This window comes from Chloroherpetonaceae bacterium (assembly GCA_033763895.1).
Lineage (GTDB): Bacteria > Bacteroidota > Chlorobiia > Chlorobiales > Thermochlorobacteraceae > JANRJQ01.
Genome location: JANRJQ010000010.1, coordinates 704,534 through 719,200, shown reverse-complemented (window position 1 = coordinate 719,200; position 14,667 = coordinate 704,534). Strand labels below are relative to the sequence as shown.

Annotated in this window: 14 protein-coding genes; 4 read left to right on the top strand and 10 right to left on the bottom strand. The window is 42.0% G+C overall.

Annotation, left to right across the window (positions count from 1 at the left end):
* Positions 1-54: 54 nt before the first annotated feature.
* The 3 genes from SFU91_11210 to SFU91_11200 all read right to left on the bottom strand — a co-directional run bounded on the left by SFU91_11210 (position 55) and on the right by SFU91_11200 (position 3,312).
* Positions 55-969, bottom strand: coding sequence for a substrate-binding domain-containing protein (locus SFU91_11210; protein MDX2129591.1), 915 nt, complete (start codon positions 967-969; stop codon positions 55-57).
* A 70-nt stretch (positions 970-1,039) separates the two neighbouring features.
* Entirely contained in the window at positions 1,040-2,191 is a 1,152-nt protein-coding gene (locus SFU91_11205; protein MDX2129590.1) for a substrate-binding domain-containing protein, read from the bottom strand.
* Positions 2,192-2,232: 41 nt separating this feature from the next.
* Positions 2,233-3,312, bottom strand: coding sequence for a bifunctional phosphoglucose/phosphomannose isomerase (locus SFU91_11200; protein MDX2129589.1), 1,080 nt, complete (start codon positions 3,310-3,312; stop codon positions 2,233-2,235).
* A gap of 291 nt (positions 3,313-3,603) precedes the next feature.
* Between SFU91_11200 and SFU91_11195 the strand changes: the two genes are divergently transcribed.
* On the top strand, positions 3,604-4,089 hold the full coding sequence (locus tag SFU91_11195; protein MDX2129588.1) for a hypothetical protein: 486 nt from the start codon (positions 3,604-3,606) through the stop codon (positions 4,087-4,089).
* A gap of 131 nt (positions 4,090-4,220) precedes the next feature.
* On the opposite strand, the gene SFU91_11190 is transcribed toward SFU91_11195, so the two are convergent.
* From SFU91_11190 to ruvB, 5 genes are all read right to left on the bottom strand, one after another.
* Positions 4,221-5,579, bottom strand: coding sequence for a Y-family DNA polymerase (locus SFU91_11190; protein MDX2129587.1), 1,359 nt, complete (start codon positions 5,577-5,579; stop codon positions 4,221-4,223).
* Positions 5,554-6,045 carry a translesion error-prone DNA polymerase V autoproteolytic subunit gene (gene umuD, locus SFU91_11185; GenBank protein ID MDX2129586.1) on the bottom strand — a complete coding sequence of 164 codons (492 nt, stop codon included), beginning with the start codon at positions 6,043-6,045 and terminating at the stop codon, positions 5,554-5,556. Before umuD ends, SFU91_11190 begins: the two co-directional genes overlap by 26 nt.
* An 8-nt stretch (positions 6,046-6,053) precedes the next feature.
* Complete coding sequence (locus SFU91_11180) at positions 6,054-6,599, bottom strand: hypothetical protein (protein ID MDX2129585.1); 546 nt, start codon at positions 6,597-6,599, stop codon at positions 6,054-6,056.
* A gap of 29 nt (positions 6,600-6,628) precedes the next feature.
* Positions 6,629-8,434, bottom strand: a complete 1,806-nt coding sequence (locus SFU91_11175) for a DegV family protein (protein ID MDX2129584.1) — start codon at positions 8,432-8,434, stop codon at positions 6,629-6,631.
* Positions 8,435-8,591: 157 nt separating this feature from the next.
* Positions 8,592-9,623: a Holliday junction branch migration DNA helicase RuvB gene (ruvB, locus tag SFU91_11170; protein ID MDX2129583.1), complete on the bottom strand. Its 1,032-nt coding sequence runs from the start codon at positions 9,621-9,623 to the stop codon at positions 8,592-8,594.
* 107 nt (positions 9,624-9,730) lie between these two features.
* On the opposite strand from ruvB, the gene SFU91_11165 reads away from it, so the two are divergent.
* The 3 genes from SFU91_11165 to SFU91_11155 are packed head-to-tail and all read left to right on the top strand — an operon-like array spanning position 9,731 to position 12,487.
* Positions 9,731-10,621 carry a UDP-2,3-diacylglucosamine diphosphatase gene (locus SFU91_11165; protein MDX2129582.1) on the top strand — a complete coding sequence of 297 codons (891 nt, stop codon included), beginning with the start codon at positions 9,731-9,733 and terminating at the stop codon, positions 10,619-10,621.
* Between the two features lie 26 nt (positions 10,622-10,647).
* Positions 10,648-11,640 (top strand): NAD-dependent epimerase/dehydratase family protein, encoded by a 993-nt coding sequence (locus SFU91_11160; GenBank protein MDX2129581.1) that lies wholly within the window; start codon positions 10,648-10,650, stop codon positions 11,638-11,640.
* 19 nt (positions 11,641-11,659) lie between these two features.
* On the top strand, positions 11,660-12,487 hold the full coding sequence (locus SFU91_11155) for an SDR family oxidoreductase (GenBank protein MDX2129580.1): 828 nt from the start codon (positions 11,660-11,662) through the stop codon (positions 12,485-12,487).
* Positions 12,488-12,540: 53 nt separating this feature from the next.
* Here SFU91_11155 and SFU91_11150 read toward each other — a convergent pair whose 3' ends face one another.
* Together SFU91_11150 and SFU91_11145 are read right to left on the bottom strand one after the other, a co-directional pair.
* Positions 12,541-13,059, bottom strand: coding sequence for an HIT domain-containing protein (locus SFU91_11150; protein MDX2129579.1), 519 nt, complete (start codon positions 13,057-13,059; stop codon positions 12,541-12,543).
* Between the two features lie 79 nt (positions 13,060-13,138).
* On the bottom strand, positions 13,139-14,596 hold the full coding sequence (locus tag SFU91_11145; protein MDX2129578.1) for an amino acid permease: 1,458 nt from the start codon (positions 14,594-14,596) through the stop codon (positions 13,139-13,141).
* Positions 14,597-14,667 lie beyond the last annotated feature (71 nt).

The window sequence follows — 14,667 nt, the reverse complement described above, 5'->3', positions numbered from 1 at the left end:
ATCAAAAGAGGCGCTTGAAGCGCCTCTTTTGATTTCATATCTCATGAACTCCTATTACTGCTCCTCCGTAAAGTTAACAACGGTAATATGTTGTTGAAACGGAGTGAGTCCGTTTCTCTCCAAAATTTTTTGACCCTCTTTTGAAACATACGCCGAGAGCCCTCGAGCCAATCTGCCGTAGTACATATAATAGTAATAAACGAAATACCAAAGAGGATATTCACGATCGTAAATATTCTGTTGAAAAGGTTTGATAAAAGCGGAACTATCGTTTTTGGCTAGTGCCATTACCTTAAACTTTGATGTATCCAAAGCACGTACATTCAATGCCGGCCTTGCCAAAGCAGTACTTGTATAGCCCAACGCGCCTTCAAATTGCGAAACATAATCCAATACATCTGTTGCATATTTTGCAGGGTAAGCGGTTGTATCTAATGCTTCCCCTCGAAGCAAAGAATCAATCAAATAGTCTCGTTGCCCGTCATTCGGACTTGTGGCAAAAAGACGAATCGGGAGATTCGGCCCTCCAAGCTCATTCCAGTTCTTTATCTTTCCCGAATAAATTTCTTTTGCCTGCTTTAAGGTAATTTTTGTTACCGGATTTTTGGGGTGAACGATAAAACAAAGCGCATCCATAGCAAGCGGCCTCGACACCAACTCAAGCCCTTCTTTTTTAGCAGCGGCTTGTTCATCAGGCTTTAATTCGCGTGAGATGACAATAAAATCCGTTTCTTTATTCAAGAGTTTTTCGACGGCAATTCTCGTCCGTGCAGATTCATTGGTGATTTTTGCTTGATCCCAACTTCGCATAAAATCTGCAATTTGCAAGTCGGTCATTTTACCAACCGCTTCATCAGAGACAACATTTAATGTGCCACTCGTGGTGGTTTGTTCTTGCTCTCGATTACACGAAAGCAAAGGAAAAATGAGAAAAAGCAACATGACGATTCTTGATTGAACCGTTGTCATTTTTAATAAAGGGGTTTTTTGTTGTATCACCGTTATAAAAATTTTCTTGTCGTTAATCGAGATATAATACTTATTGCTCTTGCGCATTTTTTTCTGCTTCCGGATCTTTGAGTTCGATTCGAGCAGCAAGCGGTACAAGACCAGCCCTGAAACCCAAGGTTTGTCCTTCACCTTCACGCGTTCCTTTTAAGTGCTGCGAGTAGCCGGCGGGCAACATCCCAAGATCAGTTCTAAACACCGCATAAATTGTATATGCTAAAGGATACTTCTTTAGCAAAACATTGGCTTGAAACGGCCTTGCAGCCGGAATAACCTTGGATTCTGTTAGTCCCATTATCTTGAACCGTGTGGTATCTCGTGTTGCTGCCCGAACATCCAATGCATTACCTATCTTGAGCATCGATACAAATCCAACCGCGTGTTTATTGGTTTGAGTAGAATCGAGAATCGCTTCATCGGTATCAAGAAAAATGACTGAGCTTCCAAATTCCGCACCGCCCAGCAAGGAATCTTTTAAGAAAGCTTTTCTAAAATCATTTGGCACATAAAATCGCGGCGATTCCGAGCTTCCGAACGAGGCAATCTCTTTCCAAGTTTTCAAGTTTCCTTTTAATGATTCACGAAGCGTTGAAAGATCAGTGGCATTTACAGGATTTGTGGGATGAATCGCCAAACAAACGGCATCTTTCAAGTATCCAATTTGATTAACAGCGATTTTAGCTTCCTGAATTCGCAAACTATCTGACGCAGTTAATCTTCTTACTGTGAGGGCAAAACGACAATCACCTGAAAAGATTCGTTCAAGCGCACTGTCGGTTTGAAGTGGTGAAAGCCGAATATCGGCCTTTGGATAAGCCGTTGTGAATGCCGCAGTAATCGAAGAAAAGAGCGATTCATAAAGTGGCTCTACGGTAACTCGAAGCAACCCAATTCGAGAATCCTCTTCCCGATTCGTCCACTCAAAAAGCCGCATCACGGCGTTTTGGTATTCAGCATCATTTGAAAGGGCAATCAGCGCATTAAATTCACTTGTTGTTAATTCCCCTTTCACCACAAGCGATTTCGATGCCTCATCATATCTAACTTTCGATAGCTCGCCTGTAAACGAAACGCCTTCAGGCATTGTGCTTAGTTTATATGATACTTCTGAACCGCACGAAGAAATCAACATCATCAAAGACAATGCAGCAACATGAACCCAATAAGATAATTTGGTTTTCATTTCATCAATTGAATTATTTCTCAAAATGAAGACTCAGACCATTAACCTTTATAACCTTCAAGAGATTTTTTCAAATAGTCAATGGCTGTCACGGGCGAAGGGTCAACCTTATTGAGTATTGCAAGGTAATAACTGACCCAATCGCCAAGGATAATCAGCGAAAAGAGGCGTGCCATCAAACCGGCATCCACACTAGAAACATGAATTATATTCGCCGCAAGTTTACCAATCAATCCTTCGGTCACATCCATTCGATAGGAGGTACGCGGGTGGTCAGTTTCATCATGAATCATGACAACCGTGCACTTTTTCAAGATATCTTTATTTTCTTTCCAGCCTACGAGTTCGTTATGATTTAACTCCGGAAAAACATTGCTATAAGCGAGCATTTTTGCGTTTTCACAAATTTGCCCTTTCCAGCGCACACCAATTGCGGCGGTGTAATCATCGCTTGTGTAAATCACGGGAAGCGTTCCTTTCATCAAGTTCGCAAGTTTAAGGGCAATATTTTTGGGGTTTTGAGGATCGCTGTACACAAAGGATAACCCTCTCAAAACCGCGGCAGTTTCTTGTATCTCATTCAGTTTACTTTTACAGAAAGCAAACTCGGTGAAAATTCGAATTAACGCCGTGAATGATAAACCAAGCGCAGCGCGAGGTGGTGAACCGCCCGGAATTTTTACGGTAAAGTGCCCGTGTTTATTGGCTAATTTTTCGACCTGACCGCCGGAAGTCACACAAGCAATTTTTGCGCCGCGTTTAATTGCCTCATGATAAACTGAAAGTGTTTCTTCAGTATTTCCTGAATAAGATGAAATCACGACCAAAGTATTTTTCCCGACAAACTCAGGAAGTGTGTAATTACGGTTTACAAGAATTGGAACAGTAACTTCCCCGCCCAAGTAAGTTCGTACAAGATCTCCACCTATCGCTGAGCCACCAAGACCACTAATGACCACCGCAGTTACCGAACTTTTCTTAATCTTATTTTTTGCATGAAGTACTTCATACTCGGTTTCAAATTGATCGCATAACTCAGCAATTCGTTTTTTCATATTTGCTTTATCAACCGATTGGAGCTGTTTTTCGGTAAGCTTTGACGAGGTTTTTTTAGTTGGCATGTTGAGCTGAATTGGTTTCTAAATTTAAAGCGGTTACACCCGTGATGTAACAACAACTTGTGAAAATACAAAAAAGCAGTTGGAAGTTTTTACGCTCAGTATCAAGGCGTTCAATGAAGCTTGATAATCACCGAACTTTTCCAAAAACACTGATTAGACTTATTTGAAACTTAGCTTTTGATTATTCATTTCAAAGGTCGTGATGTCATCTTTGCAAAGCAGTTAAGTTAATCCACTACTGCAACGAAATTTATGAGAATTCTGACTAACAGTTTTTTTTAATTTGTAAACATGACTGATATGAAAACGCTTGAATACTACCTTGGTCTTCATTATCCAATTGAAATTAAACCTATTCCACAAAGTGAAGGGGGCGGGTTTTTAATCGGAATTACCCAATTAGGAAAGCATGTCCACATTTTGGATGGCGATTCAATTGAACATGCCGTTTCTATTGTTCAAATGATGAAAATTGATTTCTTCAAACGACAATTAGAAGTCGGCGGTTTAATTCCCGAACCGATGAATGAAACCATCGATGAAAATTTTGCTCGCGTTCCACTTCGCATCCCGAAACCGTTGTACTCCGCGCTGATTCGCTTGGCAGACGCTTCCGGACTTTCATTGAATCAGTATGTTGCAAAACAGTTGGCGAGTTCAGCGGTTGGAAGCATGTTTAGTACAGTCACAAAAGAGCAAATTTCACGGTGCAAGGAATTGTTAAAAACCCAAGCGATTTCACTTAATCTCAAAAGGACTCCCTCAAACGCGGCATAATTTTTTCTAAAAGGCGAATCAAGGAAATTTTTTTGAACTTGTGCGCTATTTGTTCAAATCACGTTTTCAACGATTCAAAATCACCTTTCCTAAGAACCTTAAAGTGCTATGCAAGTAGCACTTTTTTTTCTTTATTTTTTTCCGACAAGCGGGTCTTTATTTTCTCCACCACTTTCTTGTCCATTTTCTTCGCTTTGTACATCGCTCTGTGCTGTTTTTACAACCAGAAGTTCATCCCAACTGGTTGTAAACTGTGGGGAAAGTAAATCTGATTTCATTCGCCAACTGCGCTTTGTGCCCGAAGCCGCAAAACTAATGGTATTTCTCCCGAATCGATTGTTGAGGTCATCAACCATTTGGCTTAGTTTTTGTCGTTTCTCTAATTCAGCTTCGCTCACATCGTCAAAAAGGTTTTGTTGCAGGGTATCTTCAGGGGTGAGATCGGTAAAAAGAATCCCTGCTTTTTGGTAATCGTAACCGGGTTTGAAGATTTTCTTGAGGCCTGAAAGTGCAGCGTCAATTAATTTTGGGGTAAAATTTGTTGGCGTTGGCAGTGTCACAGCGCACTGATTCGAGTACTGGGGTTTGTTCAGATTAAAACGGTTCGTGAGAATAAAAACCGTAAGCATCCGCGGGGCTAAGCCTGCTTTGCGAAGTTTGATGGCACCTCTCTCGGCATAGTTACTTACAGCCTCTGTCATTTCTTCAAAAGATGTGATTGGCCGACCAAAGGAGCGCGAGTGCACCATTGATTTCCTTTCCGGTTCAACCTCTTCAAGCGTTAGGCAAGGCGTTCCTTTCAATTCTTTCACGGTTTTTAATCCTGTAACATGCAGTTCTTTCCGCACCCAACTCTCCGGCTTTTTGAGCACATCGGCAATCGTATTCATTCCTTGCTCATTAAGCCGTTTTGTGATTCGCCTGCCAAAACCCCACACTTCATCGATTGGTAAACGAGAAAAACATTTTCGCTCGGGGTCATATTCTTCAAGGTCACACACGCCCTCGTGCACTTCTTCTTTTTTTGCTAAATGATTGGCGATTTTGGCGAGTGTTTTTGTGCTACTGAGTCCAATGCTCACAGGAATCCCCGTCCATTGCTGAATTGCATCTTTGAGTTTCAATCCAAACTCTCGATAGGTTTTTCCATATTCAGGTGTAATTGAAATAAAGGCTTCATCAATAGAGTAAATCTCAACCTCTTCCGCGTGGTATTGAATGGTTTCCATTACCCGCATCGACATATCACCGTAAAGAAGATAATTAGACGATAGAATGTAGGCGTTAAGCGCTTCGATTTGCTTTTTCCATTTGAAATATGGGGCGCCCGCGGGGATTCCAAGTTTCTTTAATTCATTCGACCGTGCTATCACAACGCCGTCATTATTGGAGAGAACGGCAACGGGCTTCTTTCGCAAATGCGGCTGAAAAACACGCTCACACGAAACATAGAAGTTATTGCAATCAACCAGCCCGACTTTTGCTGCCATTTCTTCTTACAAATTGATGTATCGAAGCCGTGACCACACCCCATATATCTGCTTCCATTTCAGGTGTAATCTCAATGGGCGCGTAGTCGGGGTTTTCGGGAACAAGAAAATGTTTGCCCGAAATCTTGCGGTATCGTTTAACCAAAAATTCATTATTGACAACGGCAATCACGATGTTGCCGTCCATCGCCGGCATTGAGCGATCAACAATGAGAATATCGCCATTCTCGATTCCCGCTTCTTTCATTGATTCACCTTCTACGCGAATGAAAAACGTTGCCGTGCGGTTACGGATGAGCAAATCATTCAAATCAAGTTTCGTATCAACCCCATCATAGGCGGGCGACGGGAACCCGGCAGAGATTCTTGCTTCATAAAGCGGGATTTCGACCTTTTCATCGCTGTTGTAATTAAGAAATTCAACGACCCGCATCGGCTGTTCAATCGGCGATTTCATTTTCTTCATAGGCTCATTCAGTTGGATTCCTTCAATTTTAATAAGCGAAGTTTAGACTCAAAAAAGCGCTTTTCATCATTCCACAAAAGTACTTCTTGCCAAGCGGCTGAAAGCAATGAATCTTCTTTAGAGCCAACTTCAATTCTTAAAACGCTTCTCGGAGGTTTAAAATTTACTTGATGATCCAAGGAAGTTACGGGTAAAAAGCGAATGGGTGCTTTTGGAAGGGCAATCGGGAAAGTTGGGCATTGAAGAACATCAAGGAAAGAAAGCGGTCTGATCTCAAAGGGCTCAGAGGCAAATTTAACAGTATCACAGGCTAAAACCATTTTCCGAACGTGAATCTTCTGTTGCCACAAAAGGGTTCGGCCGGTAAAGTCAAAATCAAGATCAAGGATTTTAACGGTTTTCGATGAAAAGTGGCTTTTTAATGAAGAACTGACATGTGGAAGAAGAAGATGTTCTTGAATTAACCCTGCACCAAGATAGAGCCAAAGAAACATGACACCCGGGGAAAGAGAAAGGGAGAGAATCCATTTCACCAGTGAGGAATATCTTGACACATTTCAAAGATTATGTATTAATCAAAACCCTACTCCGAGCAAGTGATAATCACCACTGTTCCCGAGCCGCCGTAGGTTCCCAAAACGGGTGAAATGACGGTCAATTCAGGTTCAACATCCGGGCGAGCGGCTTTCATTTTCTCTTTGGCGTATTCGGCGCGCTCGCGGTTATCGCTATAAACAATAGACACCTTCGCATACTTCTTCCCTTCAATTTCGCTGAGGGCAAGTTCAACGGCCTTATCTAATGCACCACGGTTGCCAATTCCCTTCGCAAGCTGAACAACCTTCCCGTGTGAATCAAATGTCAGAACCGGATTGATTTTGAGAAGCTTTGCAATCAGCCCACGCGATTTGCTTAGCCTTCCGCCACGCACCAAATTATCAATCGTTTCAAGAGCCAAAAATGCTTTTATCTTTTTCGATAGCTCATGAAGTCTTTTTTCAATGGCCTCAATCGGTGCGCCTTCATCACGAAGCGCCACGGCTTCGCGGACCAAAAAGCCAAGCATCATCGAAGCGCCCTTTGAATCCACAATCGCAAATTTCTTATCCTTGAAAAATTTGCTGGTGGTGCGCGCATTTTGATAAGTGCCCGAAACACCCGAAGACACCGAAACCACCAAGAGGCTTTCATATTGGCGAAGCGCATCTTCATACACCTGCTTGAAATTGGCTGTTGATGGCTGAGAGGATTTCGGTAGTTCTTTCGCTGCCTTCAGCTTTGCATAAAATTCATCGGAATTAATGGTAACACGGTCAAGGTATTCTTCAGTGCCAAATCTGACTTGAAGCGGAACCATACGCACATCGTGCTTTTCGAGGAATTCATCGGAGAGATCGCAGGTGGAGTCGGTTACAATCCCGATTTTCTTTTTACCAAAGGCGGCTTCATGCTGCGCTTTCATATCCTCATACTTCGTTTTCACAACCGTTCCATACTTCCCCGCCATTGTGAATACCGATTGAGGCTCATTGGTATGAATATGAACTTTAGTCTTGGTTGAAGAACCGCCGATAATGAGGGAATCGCCGAAGTCGAGCAGTTCTTTGCGCAATTTCTTTTTATCAAATGAGGAGCCGTTTTCAAGCACAAACTCAGTGCAAAATTGAAAAGTAATGGCTTCGGAATTTGTATCAACAGAGGCACCTTCTTCACTGCTTACTGCAAAAAATTTCCGCTTGAAGAAATCTTTCATACTACCCTTATTCATAAAATTCACGACGCCTTCAACCATATCCACAAAGCCTTGCGCACCACTATCAACAACCCCCGCTTTCTTCAAAATGGCCACACCATTGACCGTGAGCTGATCGGGCGTGCGGGCTAAGGCTCTCTTCGCTTCTTCAACGGAGTGATGCATTACTTCTCGAAAGCAGGCTTGATTTTTTCCTAATGAATGAACACTATGAGACCAATCCCGAATCACGGTTAAAATTGTTCCTTCTTTTGGATCAATCATCGATTCATAGGCAAGTTGCTTTGAGAGCATGATGGCTTCTCCAAAGTCTTTTGTAGAAATGCGTTCTTTACCGGAAAGTCCTTCAGAGAGTCCTTGATAAAATTGAGCAAGAATCGACCCGCTATTTCCTCGAGATCCAACAAGCGCGGCATCGGCAGCGCAGGTAACAACGGTGCCAACGGTTGAATCGTCGCATTCATAAAGCCCTTCCGCAACGGATTTCAATGTCAATGCCATATTTGTGCCGGTATCGCCGTCGGCTACGGGGAACACGTTGATTTTATTAAGATATTCCGCCCGTGTTATGACTGACTCTGCACCGGCAATAATGGCATTTTTCAATCGTCGTCCATTTAGATAATGAATCGGCATTTCTCGTTGTCTTGTTTATTGTCTTAAATGTAAACTGAGGCAAAAAGCTAATGAATTTCCCAATATTTACAAGGGTTTTCGTCGAATTCGCTAATTTTTGAAACGCTTTATTTCGTTCCCTACACGATGAAAATCGGAAGAACAAATAATTCTAGCGTTAAGATATACTGACGTCAAAGAGCCCGTTCGATTGGTTTGGTCTTGAAATTCCGAACCGTTGAAACGCCAGTTCTGTGGCAATTCTTCCTCGGGGGGTTCGCATCAGGTAACCTTCTTGAATGAGGTAAGGTTCATAAACTTCTTCAACCGTTTCTTGTTCTTCCCCGACAGCAATCGAGAGTGTCGAAAGTCCCGCTGGGCCACCTCCAAATTTTTCCATTAAAGCCATCATGATTCGTTTATCCATTTCATCCAACCCGTATTCATCAATCTCCAAGGCTAAAAGTGCTGTTCGGGCTATGTTCAGAGTGACTTCATTTCCTCCCTCTACTTGTGCAAAATCGCGAGCCCTGCGTAAAAGACGATTCGCAATTCGGGGTGTTCCACGTGAACGCCGTGCGATTTCAAATGCGCTATCCGTTTCAATTCCAACTCCTAAAATTTTTGCCGATCTCACCACAATTTTTTCCAAGAGTTCCGCGGTATAGTAATCAAGCCGTGAAGCAATCCCAAAGCGCGCTCTCAATGGTGCGGTTAAAAGCCCCGCGCGAGTTGTTGCTCCCACCAAGGTGAATGGTGGAATCTTGATTTGAATGCTTCTTGCCGAAGGGCCACTATCGATCATAATATCAAGCTTGAAATCCTCCATAGCAGAATAGAGATATTCTTCAACAACAGGATTCAAACGATGAATTTCATCAATGAATAAAACATCAGATGGCTGAAGATTTGTAAGCAAACCGGCTAAATCACCGGGTTTATCAAGCACCGGCCCGGAGGAAGTTGTAATCCCCACACCCATTTCTGAAGCGATGATTTTTGAAAGCGTTGTTTTGCCCAATCCGGGAGGGCCTGAAAGCAACACGTGATCTAAAGCCTCTCCTCGAGATTTTGCAGCAGAAATAAATACTTTCAGATTATCAACAATCTTTTTTTGTCCTGTAAAGTCTTCAAATCGGAGTGGTCGAAGATTTTCTTCAAACTGGACTTCGTTTCCCTTTTTATTATCGTTCAAATTTTCGTTTCTCATTCCCCTTTGATTTAGAATGGCTAAATGTAAGAATTCAAAATTGATGTTAAAGGCAATTTTAATTGAAAACAAAATCAGATCCCGTTCTTTGAAGTTCAAGCCTAATCTTGATAAAGCCGTTGCTTTTGGATTCACTAACACTCAATTTCAATAAAAAGCGTATCTTTACCGCTGAATTTTCATCCTTCCTTTTAATGTTCAAAAAGACTTACTTCTTCAGCGATGTCCACTTCGGCTTACAGGAAAAACCGATAGAAGATGTCAAAATAGAAACGATGCTTTCGCTTTTTGATGAAATCAAGCGTGAAGGCTCCCGTTTATTTATGGTTGGCGATATTTTGGATTATTGGATGGAATACAAGCATGCTGTACCTAAAGGTCATACCCGCTTTTTTAATGGCTTGATTGACTTGGTTAATGCAGGAATCAAGGTTGATTACTTAGCAGGTAATCACGATTTCTATTTAGGCTCTTATTTCAAAGATGAACTTGGTGTAGATACACACTACGGCGCAATTCGCGAAGTTATTGACGGGAAAAATTTTTATATCGTCCACGGTGATGGTGTTGGAAAAGGCGATTTAGGTTATAAAATTTTTCGAACATTGGTTCGAAATAACTTTAATCTTTGGTGGTACCGAGGGCTTCACCCAAATTTAGGGGTAGGATTAATGGCTTACCTTTCAAAACTCTCCCGTAAACATACTTACTCACCCAAAGATGAGGGAGAAAAAGAACGATTAATTGTTTTTGCCAATGAAATCGGGGCAACAGAGCCACTCGATTATTTTATTTGCGGTCATCGGCATATTGTCAAACTTCATCCGCTTCACACCTGTAACGGATTTTATGTGAATTGCGGAACTTGGATTGGTGGAATGCCTACCTATGCCGTATTTAATGGTAAATCTATGGAAATTCGAAAAGCAAAAAATCATGAAGTGCTCTATCAAGAACATTCAGCTTTAGTAGAATCTCCCTTAGCCGAATCAATTTAACCCATACACACAAACTTAATATCTGAATGCCAACAACAGCATTGATTACAGGCGCAACAGGTTTCATTGGAAGCTGGCTTGCTGAAGCATTACTTGCAAAACGATTTAAGGTTAAAGCACTGATTCGATCTGTCAGTTCAAAAGAGAATTTGATGGGTACCAGTATGGAGTTTGTCAAGGCCGACTACGACGATCTCTCCTCACTTGAAGCAGCTGTCGAAGACGCGCATTACATTTTTCATGTCGCAGGCGTGACTAAAGCATTATCCGCAGCGGAGTATCATAAAGGCAATGTAATTGCAACCGAAAATCTCCTGAAAGCAGCCAAAAACTCGGGCAAGAATTTGAAAAAGTTCATCCATATTTCTTCAGGCGCTGCTGCCGGGCCGTCGTCGTCTGCGGAAAGACCCATCGATGAAACGGCCGAGTGCTTTCCCGTAACACTCTATGGAAAAAGTAAACGTGATGCAGAAATTGCCTGCATCAAAATGATGAAAGAACTCCCGATTACCGTATTACGCCCATCGATTATATACGGCCCACGCGATAAAGATTTACTTGAGCATTTCAAAACCGTTAAGGCCGGGTTTGTGCCGATTTTTGGTGTCGGGGTTGAAAAGAAATATGACTATCTCTATGTCGAAGATTTGATTGAAGGAATTGTCGCTGCAGCTGAGTCTTCAAAAACCAGTGGTGAGATATATTTTCTTTCCGGAGACGCACATTCTTGGCGCGAAGTTGGAGAAACTGCAAAGAAAGTACTTGGAAAATCATTCACAATCTCACTTCCTCTCCCCGATGTTGTTAGCTACGGTGTTGCCGCTGTCGTTGAAGATTTCAATCGTTGGCAAGGGAAAATATCGATTCTCAATCGTGACCGGGCACGAGATGGCGCTCAACGATTTTGGACTTTTTCAACAGTCAAAGCCAAACGCGATTTTGGCTTTATTCCCAAAACCTCCCTTGAAAAGGGGTTTATCAAAACCGTAAATTGGTATAAAGAAAAAGGTTGGTTGTAACGCTTCTCAAATAATTATTATGTCGATAAAGGTAAATACACTCTTCTCTTTGCAAGACAAAGTTGCTATCGTGACAGGCGCTTTAGGCCTACTTGGAAAGCAACACTGTTTGGCTTTAGCAGAGGCCGGTGCCTCAGTTGTCGTGACAGACATCAATCACGAAAAGTGCGTTGAATTCGCGAACGAACTTTCCAAAAGTTATGCTCCCTCCCTTGGTTTTGGAGCAAATATTACCTCGAAAGACTCCATTGAAAAACTTCGTGACGCTGCGCTGTCTCAGTTTGGGCATATCGATATTCTTGTCAATAATGCCGCCATCAATGATATGTTCGAAAACCCAACCGCAGCAGCCGATCTTTCAAAATTTGAAAATTACCCATTAGATCTTTGGCAAAAATCAATTGATGTCAATGTAACCGGCGTTTTTATTTGTGCTCAGATTATCGGAACACAGATGGCAAAACAAGGTAAAGGAAGTATTATTAATGTAGCCTCTACTTATGGTATTGTTGCGCCTGACCAATCGATTTACAAAAAGCCTGATGGAAGTCAAACGTTTTGGAAATCCATTGCTTACCCAGCAACGAAAGGCGCCGTAATCTCGATGACACGTTTTCTAGCAACTTATTGGGGAGAAAAAGGGGTGAGAGCCAATTCCTTAAGCCCCGGCGGGGTTGAAAATTCTCAAGATGAGTATTTTTTGAAAAATTATTCCGCTAAAACACCTTTAGGAAGAATGGCTGAAAATACCGATTACAAAGGGGCCATCGTATTTCTTGCTTCTGATGCATCTTCGTATATGACCGGTTCTAATTTGGTAGTGGATGGCGGTTGGACTGCTTGGTAATTGATTCGATTCAGGAAAACGACTCAAAAAAAAACGCCGGATACCGGCGTTTTTCATTTCGCAAGTTCTTTGCAGGTGTCCCGAAGTTTGTAGTACATCGATTTCATCTCGGTTGAAATCACTTTGGTTTCTGCAATCACTGGCATAAAATTCGTATCGCCTCCCCATCGCGGAACGATATGAAAATGAAGATGTTCCGAAACACTTCCCCCAGCCACCTGCCCAAGATTCAACCCGACATTGAATCCGTGCGGTTTCAATACAATTTCAAGGGCTTTCATTGAAACTTCAATCAATTTCATGACCTCAAGTTTCTCAGAATCATTCAGTTCATAAAGCGTTGGGGTCTGTTTGTAAGGAATAACCATTAAGTGTCCGGCGTTATACGGGTAAAGATTCATGATTATAAATGAGAAGTTTCCTCGATAAACGACCCAACGTTCCTCATCTTCTTCAGGCTTAATATCTGCAAAAATAGATTTACCCGGTGTGCCCGATTTAGACAAGCTCTTGTTTGGCTCCTTAAATGAATCAATGTAGCTTGAGCGCCAAGGGGAATACATATTTTCCATTCTTAAATTATTTCGCTTAGTAAGAACGCATTAATAAATAAAAAGGGCGAGTCAAACTCGCCCTTGTGCCAACCGATTGTTAAGCTTCGACTTGATTCGCTTTTTTATAACTGTACCCAAAGTAGATTGCCATTCCTAAGGCTAACCAAATGATTAATCGAAGCCAAGTATCCCAAGGGAGCCCAGCCATCATACCAAAACAAACCAGCACCCCAAGAATTGGAACCAATGGTACCAATGGGGTTTTAAAGGGACGAGGCGCGTCCGGATCGGTTTTTCTTAATACAATGATACCGATACAAACTAACACAAACGCTAAAAGGGTGCCAATGCTTGTCATTTCACCTACAACTTTGGCCGGCACAAATGCCGCAAACAAGCTTACAAATAAACAGAAAAGCGCATTCGATTTCCACGGTGTTTTATAAACAGGATGAACATCAGAAAAAATAGCCGGTAAAAGTTTATCGCGAGACATTGAAAAGAACACGCGTGATTGACCCATCAACATGACCATAATAACCGAAGAATATCCGGCAAGAATTGCAAAAATGATACCTTGCTTGAGCCAAACATATGGCGTATGAGAAATTGCAACAGCGACCGGTGCGATCCCGTCAAAGCCTTTGAATTCAGTGTAGTTTGCTAACCCGGTCATGACATGAGCAAATAGAATGTAAAGCACAGTGCAAATAGCAAGTGACAGAAGAATTCCAATTGGCATATCGCGCTGAGGATTCTTTGCCTCTTGAGCAGCTGTTGATACTGCATCAAAACCGATATAGGCAAAAAAGATGATACCGGCTGCTCTCACGATACCACTCCAACCGTAATAACCAAATTCACCTGTATTTTCAGGGATATACGGTGTGTAATTTGCAGGATTGATATAAGCAAAACCCAAAGCGATAAAAACAAAAACGACCGTTACCTTAATTGCAACAATGATATTATTCACCGTTGCTGATTCCTTCGTTCCCTTAATCAATAAGAGTGAAATCAAAACGACGATTATAACAGCCGGAATATTTATAATCCCATTGATGACAACACCCTCCGGAGTTGTAACATGTTCAAAAGGAGACATAAAAAATTGTGGTGAAATTCCAAGCCCTAAGTTTTCTAAAAATTTCCCCAAATATCGTGACCAGCTTATTGCAACTGTCGCCGCCCCGACAGCGTATTCCAAAACTAAATCCCAACCAATTATCCACGCCATCATCTGACCCATTGTCGCATAAGAGTATGTATATGCACTTCCTGCAACGGGAATCATTGATGAAAACTCTGCATAACAAAGCCCTGCAAATGCACATCCAACCGCAGCGATAACAAACGAAATAGTAACTGCCGGTCCGGCGTGGTCTCCAGCTGCAAACCCTGTGATAGAAAATAAGCCCGCACCAATAATGGCACCAATTCCTAAAGAAGTCAGATTCCAAGCGCCAAGCTGACGTTTCAGAGAATTCTCCCCACCTTCGACGGTTTCGTTGCTTAAACTTGCAAGAGATTTTCTCTTAAATAAAAAGTTAGCCATTCAGAATTCCTTTTGATTTGTTGTTTTTTGAAATACTATTAAATGTACATGAAGTTAACTTCATGACTTTG